The sequence below is a fragment of the Amycolatopsis sp. NPDC005961 genome, assembly GCF_040629235.1.
Lineage (GTDB): Bacteria > Actinomycetota > Actinomycetes > Mycobacteriales > Pseudonocardiaceae > Amycolatopsis > Amycolatopsis camponoti.
In genome coordinates, this window is sequence record NZ_JBEXVF010000008.1 from 20,500 (window position 1) to 43,053 (window position 22,554).

The 22,554-nt window shown below is 71.5% G+C and carries 12 protein-coding genes; 9 read left to right on the forward strand and 3 right to left on the reverse strand.

Annotated elements, in window-relative coordinates:
- Window positions 1-46: 46 nt before the first annotated feature.
- Both leuS and ABZ342_RS09480 read right to left on the reverse strand, forming a co-directional pair.
- On the reverse strand, window positions 47-2,887 hold the full coding sequence (leuS, locus tag ABZ342_RS09475) for a leucine--tRNA ligase (protein ID WP_360470713.1): 2,841 nt from the start codon (window positions 2,885-2,887) through the stop codon (window positions 47-49).
- A 157-nt stretch (window positions 2,888-3,044) separates the two neighbouring features.
- Window positions 3,045-4,205 carry an esterase-like activity of phytase family protein gene (locus tag ABZ342_RS09480; RefSeq protein ID WP_360470716.1) on the reverse strand — a complete coding sequence of 387 codons (1,161 nt, stop codon included), beginning with the start codon at window positions 4,203-4,205 and terminating at the stop codon, window positions 3,045-3,047.
- 66 nt (window positions 4,206-4,271) lie between these two features.
- On the opposite strand from ABZ342_RS09480, the gene ABZ342_RS09485 reads away from it, so the two are divergent.
- Window positions 4,272-4,691 carry an SdpI family protein gene (locus ABZ342_RS09485; protein ID WP_360470719.1) on the forward strand — a complete coding sequence of 140 codons (420 nt, stop codon included), beginning with the start codon at window positions 4,272-4,274 and terminating at the stop codon, window positions 4,689-4,691.
- On the opposite strand, the gene ABZ342_RS09490 is transcribed toward ABZ342_RS09485, so the two are convergent.
- On the reverse strand, window positions 4,688-5,269 hold the full coding sequence (locus ABZ342_RS09490; RefSeq protein WP_360470721.1) for a YqgE/AlgH family protein: 582 nt from the start codon (window positions 5,267-5,269) through the stop codon (window positions 4,688-4,690). The two genes, ABZ342_RS09485 and ABZ342_RS09490, sit on opposite strands and share 4 nt — an antisense overlap.
- 325 nt (window positions 5,270-5,594) lie before the next feature.
- Here ABZ342_RS09490 and ABZ342_RS09495 point away from each other — a divergent pair, with 325 nt between their 5' ends.
- The 8 genes from ABZ342_RS09495 to ABZ342_RS09530 all read left to right on the forward strand — a co-directional run bounded on the left by ABZ342_RS09495 (window position 5,595) and on the right by ABZ342_RS09530 (window position 22,550).
- Window positions 5,595-6,887 (forward strand): MFS transporter, encoded by a 1,293-nt coding sequence (locus ABZ342_RS09495; protein ID WP_196425810.1) that lies wholly within the window; start codon window positions 5,595-5,597, stop codon window positions 6,885-6,887.
- 143 nt (window positions 6,888-7,030) lie between these two features.
- Window positions 7,031-7,570, forward strand: a complete 540-nt coding sequence (locus ABZ342_RS09500; RefSeq protein ID WP_360470724.1) for a YbaB/EbfC family nucleoid-associated protein — start codon at window positions 7,031-7,033, stop codon at window positions 7,568-7,570.
- Window positions 7,570-7,893 carry a WXG100 family type VII secretion target gene (locus ABZ342_RS09505; protein ID WP_155548274.1) on the forward strand — a complete coding sequence of 108 codons (324 nt, stop codon included), beginning with the start codon at window positions 7,570-7,572 and terminating at the stop codon, window positions 7,891-7,893. Before ABZ342_RS09500 ends, ABZ342_RS09505 begins: the two co-directional genes overlap by 1 nt.
- A gap of 3,834 nt (window positions 7,894-11,727) precedes the next feature.
- The gene (locus ABZ342_RS09510) at window positions 11,728-15,612 is read left to right on the forward strand and encodes a toxin glutamine deamidase domain-containing protein (RefSeq protein WP_360470727.1); all 3,885 of its coding nucleotides are present in this window, start codon (window positions 11,728-11,730) and stop codon (window positions 15,610-15,612) included.
- Window positions 15,612-16,046, forward strand: coding sequence for a hypothetical protein (locus ABZ342_RS09515; RefSeq protein WP_360470730.1), 435 nt, complete (start codon window positions 15,612-15,614; stop codon window positions 16,044-16,046). Before ABZ342_RS09510 ends, ABZ342_RS09515 begins: the two co-directional genes overlap by 1 nt.
- Complete coding sequence (locus ABZ342_RS09520) at window positions 16,043-17,455, forward strand: TNT domain-containing protein (RefSeq protein WP_360470733.1); 1,413 nt, start codon at window positions 16,043-16,045, stop codon at window positions 17,453-17,455. The genes ABZ342_RS09515 and ABZ342_RS09520 overlap by 4 nt, the downstream gene beginning before the upstream one ends.
- Window positions 17,456-19,699: an ADP-ribosylglycohydrolase family protein gene (locus tag ABZ342_RS09525; RefSeq protein WP_360470736.1), complete on the forward strand. Its 2,244-nt coding sequence runs from the start codon at window positions 17,456-17,458 to the stop codon at window positions 19,697-19,699.
- 16 nt (window positions 19,700-19,715) lie between these two features.
- Window positions 19,716-22,550: an ADP-ribosylglycohydrolase family protein gene (locus tag ABZ342_RS09530; RefSeq protein ID WP_360470739.1), complete on the forward strand. Its 2,835-nt coding sequence runs from the start codon at window positions 19,716-19,718 to the stop codon at window positions 22,548-22,550.
- Window positions 22,551-22,554 lie beyond the last annotated feature (4 nt).

A 22,554-nucleotide genomic window follows, 5' to 3' on the forward strand; every position in this document is an offset into this window, starting at 1 on the left:
CAAATCGGGGATGACCGGCGAGCACCGGCGGCTTTCCGACGGAGCGCTACAGGACGATGTTGACCAGCTTGCCCGGCACCACGATCACCTTGCGCGGGGTGCCGCCGCCGACCAGTGCCGCCACCTTTTCGTCCGCCAGCGCCGCCGCCTGGACCGCGTCCGGAGCGGCGTCGGCCGGCACCGTCACGCGGGAGCGGACCTTGCCGTTGACCTGGATCGGGTACTCGACCGAGTCCTCCACCAGGTACTTCTCGTCCACCACCGGGAAGGGGCCCTGCACCAGCGAGTCCGCGTGGCCCAGCCGGTGCCACAGCTCCTCCGCCAGGTGCGGGGCCAGCGGCGCCAGCATCAGCACCAGCGGCTCGGCCAGCTCGCGCGGCGTCGACGCGGCACCGCCGTAGACCTTGGTGACGTGGTTGTTCAGCTCGATCAGCTTCGCGCCGGCCGTGTTGAACCGCATCTCCGCGTAGTCCTCGCGAACGCCCGCGATGGTCTTGTGCAGCACCTTGCGATCCGCCTCCGAAGCGTCCTCGGTGGACACTCGCAGGTCGCCGGTGGTCTCGTCGACGACCAGGCGCCACAGCCGCTGCAGGAACCGGTGCGCGCCCACGACGTCCTTGGTCGCCCACGGGCGCGACATGGCCAGCGGGCCCATCGCCATCTCGTAGAACCGGAACGTGTCGGCGCCATAGTTCTCGGCCATCTCGTCCGGCGTGACGACGTTCTTCAGGCTCTTGCCCATCTTGCCGTACTCCTGGGTGACCTCTTCGCCGTTGAAGAAGTACTTCCCGTCGCGCTCCTCGACCTGCTCGGCCGGGACGTAGACGCCGCGGGCGTCCGTGTACGCGTACGCCTCGATGTAGCCCTGGTTGAACAGCTTCCGGTACGGCTCCTTGGACGTCACGTGGCCCAGGTCGAACAGCACCTTGTGCCAGAACCGCGAGTACAGCAGGTGCAGCACCGCGTGCTCGACGCCGCCGACGTACAGGTCGACGCCGCCGGTGTCGTCCGCGCCGTGCTCGCCCGGCCGCGGGCCCATCCAGTACGCCTCGTTTTCCGGCGCGCAGAACGTCTCGCTGTTCGTCGGGTCCACGTAGCGCAGCTGGTACCAGCAGGAACCCGCCCAGTTCGGCATCGTGTTGATGTCGCGGCGGTACTTCTTCGGGCCGTCGCCCAGGTCCAGCTCGACCTCGACCCAGTCGGTCGCGCGGGCCAGCGGGGACGACGGCATCGAGTCGCGGTCCTCCGGGTCGAACGTCACCGGCGAGTAGTCGGCGACCTCCGGCAGCTCGATCGGCAGCATCGACTCGGGGACGGCGTGCACTTCGCCGGCCTCGTCGTAGACCACCGGGAACGGCTCGCCCCAGTAGCGCTGGCGCGAGAACAGCCAGTCGCGCAGCTTGAACTGCACGGTGCCGATGCCGGCGCCCTTTTCGGTCAGCCAGTCGATGATCGTCTTCTTGGCCTCGGCCACGTCCATGCCGTCCAGGAAGCCCGAGTTGATCGCCGGGCCGTCACCGGTGAACGCCTTGCCGTCGAAGCCTTCCGACGGCTGCACGGTCCGGACGATGTCCAGCCCGAACTTCTCGGCGAACTCCCAGTCGCGGACGTCCTGGCCGGGCACGGCCATGATCGCGCCGGTGCCGTAACCCATCAGCACGTAGTCGGCGACGAAGATCGGGATCTGCTTGTCGTTCACCGGATTCGTCGCGTACGCGCCGGTGAAGACGCCGGTCTTCTCCTTGTTCTCCTGCCGGTCCAGCTCGGACTTCCGCGACGCGGCGACGCGGTACTCCTTGATGGCCTCGGCGGGCGTCGCGGCGCCACCGGTCCAGCGAGGATCGACGTCCTCAGGCCAGGCCGAAGTGACCAGCTTGTCGACCAGCGGGTGCTCCGGTGCCAGCACCATGTAGGTGGCGCCGAACAGCGTGTCCGGCCGGGTCGTGAAGACCTCGATCGCGTCTTCGCCGGACTTGAACGTGACGCGGGCGCCGTGCGAGCGGCCGATCCAGTTCCGTTGCATGGACTTGACCTTCTCCGGCCAGTCCAGCAGGTCCAGGTCGTCGACCAGGCGATCGGCGTACGCGGTGATCCGCATCATCCACTGCCGCAGGTTGCGGCGGAAGACGGGGAAGTTGCCGCGCTCGCTGCGGCCGTCGGCGGTGACCTCTTCGTTCGACAGCACGGTGCCCAGGCCCGGGCACCAGTTGACCGGCGCTTCGGAGATGTACACCAGCCGGTGGTCGTCGATCACCTGCTTCCGTTCGACGGCGGACAGCGCCGCCCAGTCACGGCCGTCCGGCGTGGGACGCGAGCCGTCCGCGAACGCGGCTTCCAGCTCGGCGATCGGCCGGGCCTTGCCGGCTTCGGTGTCGTACCAGGAGTTGAAGATCCGCAGGAAGATCCACTGCGTCCAGCGGTAGTACTCGGGGTCGATCGTGGAGATGCGACGGCGTTCGTCGTGGCCCAGGCCCAGGCGCCGGATCTGGCGCAGGTAGGTCCGGATGTTCTCCTCGGTGGTCTTGCGCGGGTGCTGCCCGGTCTGGACCGCGTACTGCTCGGCCGGCAGGCCGAACGCGTCGAAGCCCATCGTGTGCAGCACGTTGCGCCCGATCATCCGGTGGTACCGGGCGAAGACGTCGGTGCTGATGAAGCCCAGCGGGTGCCCGACGTGCAGGCCGGAGCCCGACGGGTACGGGAACATGTCCTGGACGAACAGCTTGTCGCTGGGCACCGGCTGCCCCTCGACGGCGAGCGGCCCGACGGGGTTGGGCGCGTGGAAGGTGCCCTGGTCGGCCCAGTGGTCCTGCCAGCGCTGCTCGATCTGACCCGCCAGCGCGGCCGTGTAGCGGTGCGCGGGGACGTCGGTCCCGGTCGCCTCAGTCATCGCCGTCTTCCTTCGCGTTTCGACCTACTCCAGAAACAACTCGACCCCTCAGCCACCAGGGCATGAGGGGTCGCCGCGCCGGCCGGGCCGGACCCGGTCAGCGCGGCAGGCTAAGGAGCAGCCGAGCCGTGTTCATACGTTCATCGTAACTTGCTGGTCAAAGCCGTTCCGAGGGGACCGCCAGTGCGGCGAACTGGGTGACCTGAGTGGCGGAGAAGTTGTTGTCGCTGACGATGATCAAGCTGCGGTCGCCGTTCGGCAGCTTCGGGCCCCAGGTCATGCCCTCCAGATTGTCCACAGTGGACAGGCCGAGGTCGGCGGCGTCGAAGAGGAACCGCTTCTTGACCGGCTTGACGTGCTGAGCGTCGGCCAGGGACTTGACGTTCAGGACGTTCGTCGCGCCCTTCGTGTCGATCTCGTAGACGCGCACCTTGTTGCCGACGCCGGTGACGAACGAGCGCTCCATCATCAGGAACTTCGTGGGGTCGGCCTGGTCGACGGCCAGCATCGAGGAGACGCCGGTGGTCGCGAACGCGCCGTCTGGGACCGGTGACGCGAAAATCTGCTCCTGTGGGTACGCGTACTGCGCCAGGACCGGGCCGTAGCGGCCCTGCAGGGTGATCCGCGAGAGCGCACCGGTGGTCGTCGTCGGCGCGGGACCGTCCTGCAGGAGCGGGCCTTCGACTTCGCTGGCCAGCAGCGAGCCGAAGCCGGTGAACGTGATGCCCTCGAGCACGAGGTTCTGCCGCGGACCCGCCGTCGGCGTCATCTTCTCGTTGGCGGGGATCGGCAGGTCGCGGACGTATTTCCCGTCGCGGCGCGCCTCGCGGATCGACGGGTCGATCAACGTCGTCGCCGTCCGCTCGCCCTCCTGCGACCAGTAGTAGTCGCCGGTCCACGGGTCGACGCGCAGCTCTTCGGGGTCGATCGTCTGCTCGTTCTGCGGCTTCGACGGGTCGTTCTGCGTGAGCGGCGGGTACGGCGTGCCGTCCGGGCGCAGCAGCGGCTTCGTGCTGGTGAAGGTGACCGGGCCGACGCCGTCGGCCGACACCGGGAAGGTCGCGGTGTAGAAGCGAGCGGGGTTGATCGCGGACCGGTCGTCGCAGATCAGGGCGTATCCGCCGGTCCGGGGGTCGTAGTCGATGCTGGAGAGGCCGCCGACCACCGTGCCCTGGAACAGCAGGGAGTTGGGGACGATCTGTTCGCCGAGCAGGCGGATCGGCCGCTGGTGACTCTCGGCGGCGCTCGCCGGCGCCGCGGCGACGAGTCCCCCGATCAGGGCAGCGGTCAGCACTGTGGGCAGTACGCGTGGTGACATGGCCTGTAGCACAGTCGGTCAGGGTATCCGCCAGGTTGCCAGGACGTCACGCTTATCCTTGACCTCGTGTTCGCTATCGCGCTGGTTCCGGTCGTGCTGGGTCTGCTTGTCGGCTTTGGTGGGTTCCTCGGTTTCCGCGAGCGCTTGACGCGCGAAGGCGGGACCGGCGTGCGCACGCAGGCCGCGTTGCGCAGCGAAGAAGCGTTCAGGCTGGCCAACCGCATCGCGGGGCTGCCGACCATGGCCGGTGGCGCGATCTCCGTGCTCACCGGGCTGGCCGGGCTCGCGATGCCGACGACCGCCGGCCTGGTCTCCGCCGCGCTCGCCGGCGTGCTCGCCATGCTCGTGCTGGTCATGGGCGGCGGCGTGCTCGGCAACCGGGCCGCGCTGACCGTGCCCCCGCCGGCTCCGGCCGCGCCCGCGGGCTGCACCGGCTGCGCGTGCGGCTCCGGTGGCTGCGGGGTCTTCAAGAAGGACGAGGCCTAATTCCGCTGGAGGTCGCCCGGATGGGTGGCCAGCAGGGCCAGCGGAATGCCCTGGCGCCGCAGGACCTGGCTCCACAGGTCGCCGCTCGGTGAGGCCAGGATGTCGCTCGGGAGCGCGGGGACGATGACCCAGTCGTCGCGCTCGATCTCGCCGGCGAGCTGACCGGAGTCCCAGCCCGCGTACCCGGCGAAGACGCGCACACCGCGCACCTTCGGCACGAGCACTTCGGGGTCGGTGTCCAGGTCGACCAGCGCGACCGGCCCGCGAACCGCGATGACGCCCGGCACGCTCGCCGCCGTCTCACCGGTGCGCAGTGCGGCCAGGCACAACGCGGTCTTCTTCTCGACCGGCCCGCCGACGAACACCGCCTGCGGCTCGGCGACGTGCCCGCCCCAGTTGGGCAGCACGTCGTGCACGGCGACGTCGCTCGGCCGGTTCAAGACCACGCCGAGCGTGCCTTCGTCACGGTGATCGATGACGAACACAACGGTCCGCTTGAAGTTGGGGTCGACCATCGTGGGGGCGGCGACCAGGAGCGTTCCCGGCTCAACCTCGGCGTCCGCTGACACGCGACCCATGATCTCACCTCTGGCCCGGCGAATTACTTCGGCTCGGGAACAATCGCCTCAGCAGCCTCGTTTGAAACAGTGGTCGGCGCACTCCGTGTCCCCCGGGCTCACTGAAGAACCGCCTTTGTGGAATACCGTCCGGCAGGAGCCACACTGCGCATAGCCGCCGAGAGGCGAGGCTGAGTGCGCCGGCCACCCTTGCTTGATGGCTTCGCCATCTTCGCCCCTGGCGCCCTCAGCTTGTTTTCCAGGGGGCAAGCCCCCCGGACCCCCCGTGTGCGCCGGCCACCAGACTCTTGACCCGTGCCCCACTAACGGGCCTTAGTCTGGTTCCGTGACGATCAGCACCGGTGCGGCCACCGCACGAAGAGGCCCCCGTGAGCTGCTCAAGGATCCTGACTTCCGGCGTCTGCTCTTCACCCGCTTCGCCGCCAGCTGGGGTGATGGCGTTTTCCGCGCCGGTCTTGCCGGGGCCGTGCTGTTCAACCCCGAGCGTGGTGCCGATCCGCTGGCCATTGCCGGTGGGTTCGCCGTGCTGCTGCTGCCCTACTCGGTCGTCGGGCCGTTCGCCGGTGCCCTGCTGGACCGCTGGGACCGGCGCAAGGTCCTCATCTTCGCGAACCTCCTGCGTGGGTTGGCGATCGCCTGCGCGGCCATCGCCGTCGGGTTCGGGTTCGGTGGGATCGGCCTGTTTTCGCTGGCCCTGGCCGCGGAAGGCATCTCGCGCTTCATCGGCTCCGGGCTTTCGGCGTCGCTGCCGCACGTCGTGGAGGAAGAGAGCGTCGTGACGGCGAACGCCTTCGCCACGACGCTCGGCTCCGTCGTCGCCGTCATCGGCGGCGGGTGTGCGATCGGGTTGCGGGCGCTGTTCGGCAGCAACGACCTCGGCTCGGCCGAGACGACGGCGTTCGCGGTGCTCGGCACGCTGGTCTCGGCGTTCATCGCGCGCGGCTTCACGCGCGGCGTGCTCGGGCCGACGGTGGTCGACGAGCCGCCGAACCCCGTGCTGGCCGTCGCGCGCGGGCTGGCCGACGGCGCTAAGCACGCGTGGCGCGCCCCGAGTGTCACGGCCGGCTTCATCGCGCTGTTCGCGCACCGAGCGTCGTTCGGGGTGTCGCTGCTGGTCACCGTGCTGATGATGCGGAACTACTTCACCGACCACGGGATCTTCCGCGCCGGCCTGCCCGGGCTCGGGCAGATGGCCGCGCTCGCCGGAGCCGGCATCCTGATCGCCGGGCTGCTGACGGCGCGGCTGCTCCGGAAGTTCGGCCGCCTGCGCGCGGTGCTCGGTTCGCTGCTGCTCGCCGCGATCGCGCAGTCCGCGCTGGGCCTGCCGATGGTGCTGCCGCTGGCGCTGCTCGCGTCGTTCGTCATCACCGGGGCCGGACAGGTGCTGAAGCTCTGCGTCGATTCGTCGATCCAGCTCGACGTCGCCGACGAAGCCCGCGGCCGGGTGTTCGCCCTGTACGACACGCTCTTCAACATCACGCAGGTGGCGGCGGTTTCGCTGGGCGCGCTCGTCGTGCCGGACGACGGCCGCTCGCCGGGCCTGCTCATCGCGGCGACCGTCTGCTACCTCGTCGGCGGCGCGGGGTACGCCGTGGCGCGGCGCCGGACGGTTCGGTGAGGGAAAACCACGAACCGGTCACGGTCACTGCTCCATTGGCATTAGGGTGACGGCAAGTCATTAGTAGGTTCGAGGGACACCGGGGGGGACCTGTGACCACCGCGGGCGACGACCGTGCACGGCTCGAAGCACGCAATGCCGCGATGAAGGACCAGATGGACACCCTCCTGGAGAACTTCGAGCGGCAGACCGCGCAACTGCGCGACGCCCAGACCGCGGCGGCCGAGACCACCGCGCAGGTCAGTTCCTCCGACGGCCTGGTCCGCGCCACGATCGACGCCGGCGGCACCCTCGCGAAACTCGAGTTCGCACCGAACGCGTTCGAACGCACGACGCCCGCACAGCTCGCGAACACCGTCCAGACGGTGGTGCGGCAAGGATCGCTGCAGGTCAAGCAGAAGATCGCCGACCTCATGGCGCCGATCACCGAGGGACTCCCCGACCTCGCCGACCTCGTCGAGGGCGCGCCGTCGCTGGCCGGGCTGGTGCCGCGGATCCCCGAGTTCGTCGAAGAAGAGGCTCCGGCGCCGCGACCCGCGTCCTTCGAAGAAGGCGGCTCGATCCTGCGCAACGAGGCCGTGCCGCCGCCGATGCCCGCTCCCAAGCCGGCGCCGAAGCGCGTCCGCCCGCCGCGTGACGAGGACGAGGAGCCGCCGTCGTCCTGGATGACGAGGGGCGATTGATGCCCGGAGGGGGCTCCGGGTTCACCGCGGAACCCGACGCCGTCCTGGGCGCTTCGAGCGGCCTGACCACGGCGGCGGACGGGCTCGACAGCGCGCTGAAGGCGTTGCGGGGCGCGCTCGACGCGCAGGGCGCGTGCTGGGGCGACGACGACTCCGGCAAGGAGTTCGCCAAGGACTACGTGCCCGGTTCGCAGGGCGCCGTCGAAGGCTTCGCCAACCTCGTGCAGGGGTTGCGCGGGATGCAGCAGAACGTCGCCAAGTCGATGAAGGCGCTGTCGGGCGCCGACGAAGACGTGACTTCGCAGCTCGGCAAGGGGCAATGACCCGTGGGTATGGAGATGCCCGACGCGGTCAAGTGGCTGCTGCCGATCGTCGTCGGGGAGAGCTGGCCCGAGGGCGACGAGACCAAGCTGCGCGCCCTGCGCGACGCGTGGCACACGGCGTCTTCGGCGATCGGCCCGGCATCGGAAGCGGGTAACCAGGCGGCGTCCGGCATCCGCGACAACTGGACCGGCGACGGCGCCGACGCGTTCGTGGAGCAGTGGAAGAAGTTCGTCGAGGGCGACGAGGCGTACTTCAAGCAGCTGGCCGACGCGACGAAGGCTCTCGGGGACTCGTGCGACCAGACGGCGCTGGACGTCGAGTACACGAAGTACATGATCATCATCTCGCTGATCGTGCTGGCGGCCCAGATTGCGGCGATGATCGCGGCGGCAGCGGTGACGTTCGGCGGCTCGACGGCGGGCATCGCGCCGGCCCAGGTCGCGACGCGGATGACGGTGCAGATGCTGTTCCGGCAGCTGCTCGAGAAGCTGGCGCAGCAGGGGTTCAAGCAGGTCGCGAAGGAGCTGCTGGAGAAGCTGCTGAAGCAGGGTCTCAAGAAGATCGGCATGGAGGTCCTCAAGAACGAGGCCATCAACCTGGGGATGGATGCGGGTATTCAAGGCCTGCAGATGGCGAAGGGCGACCGCAAGGACTGGGACTGGTCGAAGACTTCGGACGCGGCGATCTCCGGCGCTGTCGGTGGCGTGGTCGGGGCGGCTTCGGGGTCGATCGGGCGGGGGGCCACCGAGGGGCTTTCGCACTCGGCCGGGGGTCAGGTTGCCGACGCGGCGGTGCGGGCCGGGGCTCGGGGGGCGGTCGAGGGGGTTGCGCAGACCGTCGGACAGGCGGCGGTTACCGGGGATCTGGGGTCTTTGACGCCCGAGCAGTTGCTGACCGGGGCTTCCAGTGGGGCTGTGGGTGGGGCGGTCGGGGGCGCCAAGGAGCAGATGCACTCGGTTCATGAGGCGAACATTCCTCGGGAGCCGGGTGGGGGGCCTGGGGAGTCGCGGTCCGGCGGTGGTTCGGATCGGGAGCCGGGGGCGTCTTCGGAGTCTGAGTCGCGGGGGGATTCTTCGCGAGAGGCTGGCGGTGAGCCGGAGTCGCGGGGTGAGGAGGCTCGGCGTTCGTCGGAGCCGGAGTCGCACGGAGAAGAACCGCCGTCCGGGCCCGAATCGCGAGGGGAGAACTCTTCGCGGGAGCCTGAGTCGCGGGGGGAAGAACCTTCGCGAGGGCCGTCGTCCGAACCGGAGTCGCGTGGCGACGAGCCGCGGCGCGAGACGTCATCCGAGCCGGAGGCCCGTCGCGAACCCGAGCAACGTGCGGACACTGCGTCTGCTCGAGAGCCGGAACGCCCGTCCGCCGAGCCGCGACACACGGCCGAATCCGAGGGGCCGCGGCCGAGTGCCGATCATGTCCAGGCAGAACGTCCGCACCCTGAAGTGAGGGCGGCTGCAGACAGTCCGGTGCCTCGGCAGGTGTCGGACGGTCCCGCACCTCAGCAACAGCCCTCGGCACCTGGCCAGCCGGCGCCATCATCGGGTAGTTCGGCACCGCCGGCGGTCTCGTCGCACGGCGCGATGCCGAGTCCGGCCAGTGCACCGTCGAACGGCGGCTACGGCATGGCCCCACCGGGAGCGGGCCCGGAACCGGGCCGCCAGACCGGCGGACACCCGCAGGACAACGTCGGAGCGGCCGGCTTCACCGGCGGTGCGAACCAGCCGTTCGCGGCAGCCGATGGGGGAACGGCACCGTTCCAGAGCGGGCCATCGCCGCAGCAGGGCCCGCCCCAGGGCGGATTCACACCACCCCCACCAGTGGGAATGCCGAACGGCGGCGGTGGTCCCGGACGTACGAATGGCCCGGCCCCGATGCCCCCGCGCGGCGGTCAGCCACCGCACGAGCAGCCGCGACGGATGCCACCGCAGGACCCGCGCCGGATGCCGCCGGGTGGTCAGCCGATGCGCGGGCAACCGCCGGTGTCGTCTGGTGGGCGGCCCCCGCAAGGCGGACAACCGCAGGGCGGTCAGGCACCGGGCGGTCAGGCGCTGGGCGGGCAACCGCACGGTGGACAGCCGCATGGCGGGCACGCGCATGACGGCCAGTCGCACGGTGGGCAGCCACACGGCGGTCAAGCACAAGGTGGACACCCGTTCGGTGGGCAGCCACACGGCAATCAACCGCACGGTGGGGCACAGGGCGGCCAGCCACAGAACGGCCAATCGCACGGCGGACAACCGGGGGTTGGGCAAGTACTGGGCGGTCAGCCGCACGGTGGGCAGCCGTCGCACGGTGCCAAGCCGTCGCAGGGAGGGCAGCCGTCGCAGGGTGGCCAACCGACGCAGGGTGGGCAGCCCCCGCACAGTGCGCAGCCGCCGCAGGGTGGGTCGCCGCCGCAGGGAGGGCAGCCGACGCAGGGCGGCCAACCGTCGCCTGGTGGGCAGCCCCCTCAGAGTGGCCAACCGTCGCACGCTGCGCAGCCCCCGCATGGTGGGCAGCCGCCGCAGGGCGGGTCGCCGCAGGGTGGGCAGGCGCAGGGTGGGCAGGCGCAGGGTGGGCAGGCGGTTCACGGTGGGCAACGGCCGCCGGGAGGGCAGGGGCCGTCGGCTGGGCAGGCGCCGCGCGGTGGGCAGCCGCCGGTGGGTGGGGCTTCCTCTCACCGGGGGCAGTCGCCGCAGGGTGGGTTGCCTTCTAACGATCCGCGGCGGATGCCGCCGTGGCCGCCGGGTGGGCCGCCGCACCAGGGGGTGCCTGGTGGGCAGCGTCCCGCGGGGTACCCGAACCAGCCGCGCGGGCCGCAGGGGCCGGGTCCGCATCCGGGTGGGCGGCCGCCGATGCCGCCACCGCCGGGTGGCCGGCCGCCGCACGACCCGCGGCTGGGTCCGCCGCGCCCGGTGGGGCCGCCGCAGGTTCCGCCGCCGCGGTTCGGGCCGCCGCAGGAGCGTCTGCCTCGGGGTCCGCAGGGGCCATTCGAGCAGCCTGTCGCGAGGCCGACGGAGCCGAACGTGCCCGTGGCCGAGCACGCCCCGGTTCAGGAGCGGCCGGTCGAGCAGCAGCCACCCGCGACTGGGCAGAACCCGGACCGGCATCGGCCGACGGATCCAGCCGGCGAGCAGCGGCGAACCCCGGACGAGCGGCCGGTCGGGAACGCTGCGGACCAGCCGATCGAGCGGCAAGCACCCGCCGCCCGGCGGCCCACCGAACAAGGCGCGGACGCAACTCAGCAGACACCCACTGCGGAACGGCTGAGTGAGCAAGCGACGACCGCAGCCGAGCGGTCCGTTGGGCAAGACGCACGCGCAACCCAACAGCCCGCGCCCACTACGGAACAGCCAAGTAGGCAAGCGCCGACCGCAGCCCAGCAGCCCGGCGAGCAAGACGCACGCGCAACCCAACAGCCTGCGCCCACTGCGGAACAGCCGAGTGGACAAGCGCCGACCGCAGCCCAGCAGCCCGGCGGCCAAGACGCACACACAACCCGGCAACCGGCGCCCACTGCGGAACGGGCGGGTGAGCCCACGGTTGGACAACCACCTGCGGCCGAGCAGTCGGGCGGGCGGGATGTTTCTGCTGCCGAGCACGCCCCTCCGCACCAGCGCGGTGGGTTCGAGCAAGCACCTGAGCACGATCGGCAGCCCGCTGCCGAAGCGGCGCACCAGCGCGCGGGTGAGCAGGAACTGCCGGCGGAGCAGGAACCCGGTACCGACCCCGGTCAAGAAACAGACGGCAGCACGCCGCACACCGAAGACGACCAGTTCGCCGACGAGCCCTACCTCGACGATCCCGGCTTCCGCGCCCAGGACCCCGCCGGGATCGCGCGGATCGAGGACACCTTCATGGACTCCGGGCGGCAAAGCCCGGAGACCGGCGAGTGGCGCCACGAGCAGGTCCGCCGCGAGGCGCTCGCCCGGCGGGACCAGTTCCACCCCGGTATGTCCGACGATGGCGCCTTCGCCGTGCACGCCTACACGCGGCACGAGCTGGTCGGGCCGCTCAACCGGGCCCTTCGGCTCGGCGGCCCCGAGCTCCTCGGCCTCGCCCCTCAGGCCGGGGCGCTCGTCTCCGGGCTCAACGAACTGCCTCCGCACGTCGGCACCGTCTCCCGGCGGGTCGACTTCCACGGCGATCCCTCGCGGCTCCAGGCCTTCCTCGGGCGCTTCCACGAGGGCGCGCACATCACCGAGCCCTCCTTCCTCAGCTCGTCGAAGGTCGACTCGGCGCATCCGCGCAGCACCTTCGCCGGTGAGGTCGAGATGCGGATCGAGTCCAGGACCGGCCGCGACGTCGAGTCCATGGCCAGCATCGGGCGCGAGCGCGAGGTGCTCTTCAAGGCCGGGTCGCAGTTCGAGATCACCGGGGTCGAGATGGGGCCGGGGCATCCCCAGCACCCCGATTTCGAGAACCGCCCCGGCGCCCGGGACCAGCCGCAGTGGATCGTGCACGCCGAAGAGATCGCGCCTGGGGATCCGCGGTATCGCGGCGATACCTGGGACGCTGTCGACGAACGCCGGGCCGCCGAACGCGCCGACGAAGAGCGCTTCGAGCGGGAAGCGGCCGAGAAGGACGCGCAGTTCTACGCCGAATATCCCCACCTCAAGCCGTCCGGGGACCTGTTCAAGCTGCTCGGTGGGGACGACGACGCGCCGCCGCCGCCCGAAAAGCGGGTGCCCGCCACCACCGAGCCCGAGGGGGGCTGGTCGCGGCTCGCCGAACCGCTGACGCCGGGTGGGCCGCCGGTGCTCCACGCCGGGTCCGTCGAGACTCCGCAGCAGCACGCGCGGCTCGTCCGCGACGCCGTTCCCGAACTCGCCGCCGTCAACACCCGCAACCACTACAGCCCGGGCGAACACGGCTTCCGGACCAACGCCGCCGAGTCGATGACCGCCTTCGACCGGCGCATGAACGGCGAGGACGTCGTCGCCGGGCCGGCCCGGGGCGAGAGCCTCGGCGGGAACTGGCGCGACCGCGGCAGCTTCGACGACGTCGCGCGCGACCTGGGAGAACGTCCTGTCGGCGCGCGGACGGCCGTCTCCTTCGAGCACGCCGGCACCGAGCACTTGGTCGCCGCCGTGCGGACCGAGCACGGGATCCTGTTCGCCGATCCCGTCACCGGGCGGCTCGCCGAGCTGCCGCACGATGCCACGTCGATCCGCGAACTGCCGCTCGGCCCGCACGAGACGCCGACGATCACCGACCGGCTCAACCCCACGACCGAACGGCCGCCGCACGACGAGGGTTACCTCTTCGACGACGACCACCGCGGTACCCCGGCCGACCACGAGAGCATCCGCCGCGCGGTCGGCGACGAGCGCATCTACCAGGACATCCACGACCGCGCGCTCGCCCGGCGGGACGCCGCCGGACTGCCCCTGACCGACGAGGGCGCCGTCGCGGTGCACGGCTACACCCGCGGCGAGTACGCCTACGACGTCAACGAGGCTCTGCGCTGCGGCCCGGGCCACCCCGGCTTCGACCTCGCGCAGGCGAACGCCCGCGCCATCACCGACGGCCTCAACCAGGTCCCGCGCACGTCCGGCGAGACCATCCGCGCCTTCGACGTCCACGGCGACCCGCGGCTGGCCGAGCTCGTCGCCGGGCCGTACCGCCCGGGTGAAGTGGTCGTCGAGCCGTCGTTCTCCAGCGCGTCCATCAAGACCGGCGAGTTCTCGACCAGCAAGTTCGGCGACGACGTCGAGCTGCACGTCCGGTCGGACAACCTCCGCGACATCTCGAAGCTCGCCGAGAACCCGTCCGAGCGCGAGTCGCTGTCGCCGCCCGGCACCCAGCTGCTGGTGCACGAGCGACGGCTGGAGCTCACGCCCGAGGGCCGCCGCAAGTGGGTCATCGAGGCCGAGGAGATCGGCCCCGGCCACCCGCGCTACCTCGACCCCGAGGCCGCGCAGCGGAAGATGGCCGAGCGCCGTGCCGAGAACGACCACAATGCGGCCGAGTTCGAACGGCGCAAGCAGGCCGCGCTGATGGAACGCCTCGGCGGCTTCGGCGAGGCGGAGCCCGAGCACGTCGCGACGCCGCCGGAGCACCCCAAGGTCAGCGACGTCCTCGACACGCACGAACTTCCGCCGACGCCAGAGCCCCAGCCCGACTACGGACACCTGGCTCGGGCGACGAACCCGCCGTCCGAGCCCGCCATCCACGCCGGCGCCGCGACGCCGGCGGAGCGCGCGGCCTACGTCCAGGACCGCCACCCGCACCTGCGCGAGGTCAACCCGGGCTTCCACCAGCCGGGCGCGCTGGAAAACGGGTACCTGTCGAACTGCACCCGCGCGCCCGAGGCCTACCTGGACCGGCTGCGCGGGGGGGACATGACGGCCGAGCCGGTCCTCTTCCACGAGATGGGCACGCGCGGCACGCTCGAGCACCTGGAGGGCCGGTTCGGCGAGACGTTCTCCGAGCGCGGCAGCTACGACGACGTCATCCGCGAGATGCGGGACATGCCGCTCGACCACCACGCCGTCGTCGCGGTGAAGTACGAGGGCCCGAACGGCGTCGAGTACGGGCACGTCGCGATGGTCGTGCACACCCGCGACGGCGTCGCGTTCATCGACCCGCAGTCCGGCGACCTCATGCACCTGCCGCAGCCGCCGAAGGGCATCAAGCTGATGCACGTCGGCAGGCCGGACGAGGTGCACCTCCACCCCGAGCACGCCGGGACGACGGACCACGGCGGCTACGGCAGCGCCCCGCAGTCCCGCCTCGACGAGCTGCTCGCCCAGCCGAGGGTCGCCGAAGCGCTTGCCGACGCGACCACCGACCTCGTCGTCAAGGACCACGAGGGGAACCCGCAGAACCTCGGGCCGGTCGGCGAGTTCGTCCGGACGCGGCTGGCCGAGCACCCGGAGCTGGTCGACCTGCTCCACGACCCGGCCAACGAGTTCCTGACGCGGTCGCTGCTGCGCAAGCCGGAGACGATCGCCAGCCTGCTGGTGCACGACGAGGCCCTCCCGATCCTGGCCGACGCCGTGCACGAGGTGCACCACCCGGCCCCGGACGCGGAACCGGTGGGTCCGGACGCGGAGCCGACCCCGCTCACCCCGGACCAGGCCGAGACGTCCCACGAGGTGATCGACCAGGCGGAGGGGCACCCTCAGCAACACCGCCGGCAGGCCGAATTCGACTTGAGCAAGGCCGGGGACGAGGCTTACACGCGGCAGTACCTCGCCGAGCGCTACGCGGAAGCGGCGCGGGCCGACGCGAAGCTGAAGGAGATCCTGCCGCCGCTGGCGGCGGAAACCGGTGGCCACGCCGGGTTCCGGCCCGGACCGAAGTCCGAAGGCCGGGCGATGGACAAGATCAACACCAACTACGACGGCGACGCGTCGCGGCTGGTCGACCTCGCGGGCGCGATGATCCAGTTCGAACGCGTGCAAGACGCCTACGCCGCGTTGGCGCGGATCGCGGACCACCCGGACCTGGAGATCGTCGACTTCGACGACCGCTTCGCGAACCCCGCTCCGGCCGGTTACCGCGACCTGCAGATGAGCGTGCGCATCGACGGCCACGTCGCCGAGCTGCGCCTGCACCTCAAGGCACTGGACGACGTTTCGGCGTACGAGCACTCGCTCTACGAGGTCCGGCGCGATCTCAAGGCGCTCGCCAAGGCCGAGGGCCGGACCTACACCGCCGACGAACGAGCCCTGATCGACGGGCTGATCAAGCGCGAACGAGAGCTGTTCTGGAACGCGCTGCAGGGGAGTCTCTGATGGTTCAGACGCCGTCCTACTTCGAGTACTACGACCACCCCTACGTGGTCGACGGCACGCCCGACGGCGGGCTCACCGGCCGCATCCTCAACTGGAAGACCGGCCGGTTCGACGAAGACAACGAGCACGTCACCGACGTGCTCTTCGACCACGGACCGGACATCCGGAGCCTCGACCGCGACCGGTTCGTGCGCCGCACCGAGGAAGCGCGGCACCACTACCTCCGCGGTGACGGGCCGATCTTCGCGCTGTACCAGACCATCGACGCGATCTGGGCCGCCGTGGAAGAGGAAAGCCGCAAGATCACCAAGGAGGAGCGCGCCTTGATCGACTCGCTGTACCGGCGCACCTTCACGATGTGGGAGGACGAGTTCGCCCGCCGCGACGCCGGCGAGGCCCCGACCTTCACCTTCACCTCGACGTTGGCGCGATGATTCACGTGGAACAACGACTTTCGCCCGAAGAGCAGCGCACTGTCCTGGTGCAGCTGGGAAAGCTCGTCCGCGAGCTCCGGACCGACGCCGCCGGGCCGGCCGCCGTCGACTTCCGGCAGGTCGGGGCGCACACCGAGCTGCAGGGCCACAACGCGACGACCTCCGACGCCGTCGCCGAGCTGTTCACCGAGCTGCGCAAGGGGATGTACGCCGAGGACCGCGGCACCTGGCTGCAGGCGCGGTTCACGCTCGCCCCGGACGGCACCTTCGACTTCGACTTCGCGCTCGACGACGATCCGGTGTGGACGGACGCGCCGCCGTCGGCCGCCTACCCGGAGGAGCTGGCCGCGTTCCCGCGCGCCGAGGAGCACATCCCCGACTGGTGGCGGCTTCGCGCGCAGCTGCCGCTCGGCGTGGTATTCCGGCACGCCAAGACCGACGAAGACGTCGAACGCCCACCGCTGACCGACACCGAGGTGCCGCTCGTGCTGCAGTACCTCGAGCGGGAGGCCGTCGTCCACGAAGACGGCGACGAGCGCTTCCACACCGACGGTGCCTGGATCTGGTCGTCGTCGGTGGCCGACCAGCTGGCCGACCAGGGCATCCCGCCCGAACCGGACCTGGTCGCGCACATCCGCCGTCACCACTTCCAGCCGCCGTACGTCGAGCCGCTGGTGCGCCGGACCGCGGAGGCCGACCTGCTGGGCCGGCCGAGGCCGAAGCCGAGCCGCGCGGACGTCAAGAAGACGAGCGGTGACGTCGCCGCGGAGCTGGAGACCACGCCGGACCCGAAGCTGGGCGACGAGGAACTGCTGATCGTCCTGGTCCAGCGGCTCGGCGAGCACGGCGTCTGGCCGGAGGCGTACCGCGTCGGCGAGCGAGCCGACGGCACGTGGTGCCTCAACTTCGCTCCCGAAGGCTGGGAGGTCGCCGCGTACGCCGGCGGGGAGCCCCGCGAGCCCCAGTACTTCGAACGGCTCGAAGACGCCGCCCAGCAGCTGCTCGGCGCGTTGCTGCTGCACCCCGCCCGGATGACCGCCGGCCACGAAACCCCCTTGGAAACCGCCAAGGAGCTCGACGACTGGCCGGTCCACCCGGCTCCGGGTGAGCCTCCCCTCACCCTGCTCCGCAACAAGCGCATCACCCGGCTGGTGGCGGGTACGGTCGTTCTGCGCTTCGGCGAGGAACCCGGCAATCTCGTTCACCACGGGGAGGTACGGTTCGCCACGACGTCGCTGCCGCTGGAACGTGAGCGGGAACGGCGGAGCTACCGGCTGAGACGCCCTCTGCACGTGATCACCGGCATCACGGTTCCGTGGGCGAACCTGCCGGGTGGCGCGGTGGCCTTCGTGCTGCCGAAGACGATCGCCGAGCACGAGTCCGACGGAAGCCTGGAGAGGATCGAGTAGGTGGAAGCGGCGGAAGCGATTGCCAAGGTCGGCCAGTGGCTGCGCGCGGTGCACGGCCCGGACGTCTCCGGTCCCGCCGGGCTCCGGGTGGACACCGAGAAGGTGCTGCGCATCCCCGAGGGCTGGTCGGTGCCCTACAACACCATCGCGTTCCTCGACGAGGGCCGGCCGGAGAAGGAGATCTTCCCGCCGCCGTCGGTCGTGGTCCGCGAGCCGGACGGCGAGCTGCGGCAGGCGCACCCGCACCCCGGCGGCCTGTCCGTGCCGGTGGCGTTCCCCGGCCAGGAGAACTGGCGCGAGGTCGTCGACCCCGAGTACGTGAAGGCCGGGCTCGGTGAGCTCGGCGTGCCGCTGCAGGCGGTCGCGGGCTGGGTGAAGGTCGACGCCGAGGGCAACCAGACCGGCGAAGAGCGCGAGAACCCCGAGTACAAGGCGGGCCCGATCCGCCGCGGCTACCCGAAGCCCGAGAACACGCTCGAGACGCTGCTGTCGTTCGCCAGCGTCGGCTGGCTGACGCGGGAACTGCTGCTCATCGGCCTGATCCGGTGCGAGGTGTTCATCCCGCTCGACCTGGAGACCGGCAAGACCGACCGGTTCTACTTCGCCGAGGAGCGCAACGAGCTCAAGGTGTTCAGTTCGACCCGGAACCTGCCGTCGCGCGAGCACGGCTGGTGGAAGGTCGACGTCGCGACGCTCGCCGAGTTCGAGCACCCGCCGAACCTGGTGATCAACGGCGGTCCGACGACCATCGAGGACGTCTCCAGCGGTGAGCTCGCCGGCATCGTCCAGCGCTTCCCGCGGCACGAGCCGCGCATCGACGTGCACGGCCGCTGCCCGGAGGCCGAGGAGGACCTGATCCGCGTCGCCGCCGACACGGCGTCGCGGATGGGGCTGCCGGACCCGGTCAAGCCGCCGCTCGCCGCGGCCGAGAAGGCCCGGCGGCGCGGGTACGAGCTGACCGCCGAGGAGTGCGCGAAGACCGTGCTCGGCGAGTCGTGGCTGAAGCGGCTGCAGATGCCGGAGCCGCCGCGCAGCAAGCCCAATGACCTGCGCGCGAACGGCCTGGCGCCGACGTACGACAACGCCGGCCGCGCGACGCCGCGGCTGGACACGTTCGGCAAGTACTTCGAACGCGACCTCGACGGCTTCCGCTACGGCTGGCAGCGCGTCACGGGCGCGTACGTCGGCTTCGCGCTGGGAGAGGCCCTCGGCGCGGCCGTCGACCGGATGCCGCTGCACGACATCCACGCGAAGTTCGGCATCGAGGGCGTCGCCGACCTCATCCCGGCCTTCGACCAGGCGGGCCGGATCGGCTCGCTGACGCAGCGGCTGCTCTTCTACACCGAGGCCGTGATCCGGAGCCCGCACCGCGAGCAGCCGGAGTCCCGCGAGGCCGAGCAGCTCTTCCCCGGCGTCGTCCGCGGGGCGCTGCAGCGCTGGCTGCGGACGCAGGGCGCCCCGATGGAGAACGCGGACGGCTGGCTCGTGCAGGTCGCGGACCTGCACGCCCGCCGTGACGCCGACGACGCCGAGCTGAACTCGTACCACCAGCTCGCGACCGAAGCCGGGGGCGCGCCGCCGATGACCGGCCCGGCCGCGCTGATCCCGGCGCTGCCCGCCGCGCTGACCATGGCCGGTCCCGGCAGCGGGTTGAGCGGCGGCGCGCGCCAGGCGGTGCGCGACCTGGCCGGCGTCACCCACCCGACCGAGCCGGACCTGTCGGCCGCGACCTACCTGACCTGGCTGTTCGAGCACGCGCTGACCAAGGAGGCGTTCAGCTTCCCGATCTGGAACCTCAGCCGCGAGGTGCTCAACCCGGACAACCAGTACCAGCAGGGTCCGGAGTGGGCGGAGATCAAGGACATGGTCGCCGAGTCGGTGCCGTTCTTCGGCGAGCACGGGCTGCCCGACCTGCGGATGCCCGAGCTGATCGGCGACGGCAAGTCGACGCTCTCGGTCCTCGGACGCGCCTTCGCCGCGTTGTCCGGCTTCGAGAACTACCCGGAGCAGGCGCTGCTGCGGGCCGTCAACCACTCCGGCCGGAGCGCGCTCACCGGCGCGATCGCCGGCGCCCTGCTCGGCGCGCGCACCGGTATCCCCGGGCTGCCGCAGAAGTGGGTCGACCAGCTGGAGCTGCGCTACCTGGTCGAGAACGTCGCTTCGGACGCCTACTGGCACTTCGACCGGCACTCGGCGTTGAGCGCGCTCGGCGACGAGTGGATCGAGCGGTACCCGCGGCGCTGACGCGAGGATGGGGAGCATGGCTGAAAGCGACGACGGCTTCGTCGAGTGGCGGCCGGACGTCGATCCGGAGTTCGACGAAAAGGCGTTTCCCGACCTCGGCATCCCGGTGCGCGCCATCCGCGGGTGGGCGCAGTACACGCTGTTCGGGGAGCCGACCGGCCCACGCCGCGCGAACGAGCAGTACCGGCCGGGCCCGGTCTGGCGCGGTTTCCCGGTGCCGACGACCGACGCCGAGAAGCTGCTGGGCTACCTCGGCGCGAACTGGATCAGCCGCGCCGAGTTCGTGACGGCGCTGCTGGACTGTGAGGTGCTGGCGCCGACGCCGGACGGAGAACCGGTGGTCCGCGCGGTGCCGGACGGCCACGAAGTCATCGCCTACAGCTCGTCGGCGAAGGTGCCGGGGCGCTACCCACGCCGGTGGCGCGTGACGGTCCGCGAACTGCTGGCCGGGCGGCCGTCGACCGGGCTGACGCTCGCCCCCGGCACCGGGCTCGTCCGCAGCCTGACCGCCGCCGAGCTGGGTGACGTCGAAGCCGGCGAGCGTCGGCACGGGCTCGACGAGCCCGCGCCGGAAGCCGGGCCCGAGGTGGCCGAGGCGCTGCCCGCGCTGGTCGCGGAGTTCGGCGTCGAGCCGCCCGACCTGCTGGAACGGCACCTGCGGTACGCCGTCGACCACGCCCGCGACCACCACTTCGAGCTCGCGCCCGACGACTGCGTCCGGTACCTGCGCGGGTTCGCCTGGCAGTACCGCAACGGCGTCCGGCGGCGGGCGGGCCAGGACCCGCAGTGGCCCGCCGACCTGGGCGCGAACGGCCTGATCGGGCACGTCGACGAGGAGGCGCGCCCGCGGCCGGTGCCGTGGACGTTCGGCAAGTTCTCCGCCTTCGGCACGCCGGCCGCGCGCTTCGCGTGGCACCGGATCGTCGGCGCGTACGTCGGCTTCGCGATCGGAGACGCGCTGGGCAGTGGTGCCCCCGGCACGCTGGGCGGGCTGACGCGCCACCTGCTCTTCCACACCGACATCGTCCTGCGCGGCCTGCCGCCGGTGCCGACCGGCGAGGTGCCGGCGAACCTGCCGTTCCCGGACCCGGTCGGCTGGCTCGCGGTCGCGACGCGGCGCGCGGGTCTCGCCCCGGACGACGTCTCGACGTTGCTGGCGACGGCGCTGGCCGCGACCCCGGCGGGAGCGGTGGCCATCGACAGCGTCGACGGCGAGCAGTACGCGAAGGACGTCGCCCACGCGCTGACCGGTGGCGACCAGGAGGTGGCCGAGGGCGTCGACCTGCTGGTCGCGCTGTTCCAGGCGTTGCTCACGCGGGACACCTTCGCGCTGCCCGTCCACCTGCGGCTGCGGGAGATCGGCGGCGAACTCGCCCAGGAGACGCTCGCGCTGCGCGAAGACCGCGACGCCGACGACGTCACCCAACTCGAGAGCATCGGCGACGGCCGGAGCGTCCGGTCGGTGCTCGGCCGGGCGCTGTTCGCCGCAGCCAAGCGCGGCCACGATCCCGAAGCGGCGATCACGCTCGCCGCGCGGTCCGGCCCGGTCGCGGGCGCGATCGCCGGCGCCCTCGTCGGCGCCCGGCTGGGCGTGCCCGGCCTGCCCGCCGCGTGGGTCGCGGCGCTGCCCGACCTCGGCCTGCTCGACGACGTCGCCAGCGACGTCTTCTGGTACTTCAACCGCAACGGCCTCCAGACGGAGACCGCGGAACACCCCCGCTGGGAGCGCCGCTATCCCAGTGGCCGCTTCACGCCGAAACCGGAGGGACCGGACTTGCGCTCACGACTGCGGGGGAGCCTGCTGGCCGGCGCGATCGGCGACGCGCTGGGCGCGAAGACCGAGTTCGACTCGATCGACCGGATCCGCGAGATCGCCGGGCCGGACGGCATCACCGACTTCATCCCGGCGTACGGCGGCGTCGGCCGGATCACCGACGACACCCAGATGACGCTCTTCACGCTCGAAGCGCTCATCCGGGCGCACGCCCAGCAGCGGCGGACCGGCTCCGCGGACGTCGTGCACTCGCTGCAGCTGGCCTACCAGCGCTGGCTGCACACGCAGGGCGTCGCGTGGGACCGGGCGCGTGGGCCGCAGTCCGGCGTCGAAGCGCCCGACGGCTGGCTGGTCACCCACCAGGAGCTGTTCAGCCGGCGCGCGCCGGGGTTGACCTGCTTCGGCGAGCTGGAGGCGTACGGCCGTTCAGGCGTCCGGGGCACCATCGAACGCCCGGTGAACAACTCGAAGGGCTGCGGAGGCGTGATGCGCGCCGCGCCCATCGCGGTGTGGTCCGACGACCTCGCCGAGGTGTTCCGGCTCGGCGCCGAAAGTGCGGCGCTGACCCACGGTCACCCGAGCGGGTATTTGTCCTCGGGCTGCTTCGCGGTGCTCGTCCACGGGCTGCTGCACGGGAAACCGCTGCTCGACGCCCTCGCGGCCGCGCGGGACGAGCTCGTGAAGCACCCGGGTCACGAAGAGCAGAGCGCGGCGCTCGACGCGGCCCTGGCACTGGCGGAGCAAGGACCGCCGACGCCGGAGAAGCTGGAGTCGCTCGGGCAGGGCAACGTCGGCGAGACCGCGTTGTCGATGTCCGTGTACGTCGCGCTGACCACGACCGACGCCGACACGGCGTTGCTCGCGGCGGTCAACCACAGCGGGGACAGCGACTCGACCGGTTCGGTCTGCGGCAATCTCGTCGGCGCGATGTACGGCGAACGGACGCTGCGGCAGAGCTGGCTGGAGCAGCTGGAGCTCCGCGACGTCATCGTCGGCCTGGTGGACGACGCGATCACCGAGTTCGGCCCGGATGCGCCGGGTGACGACCGGTGGTTCGCTCGGTACCCGGTCGACTAGGTTT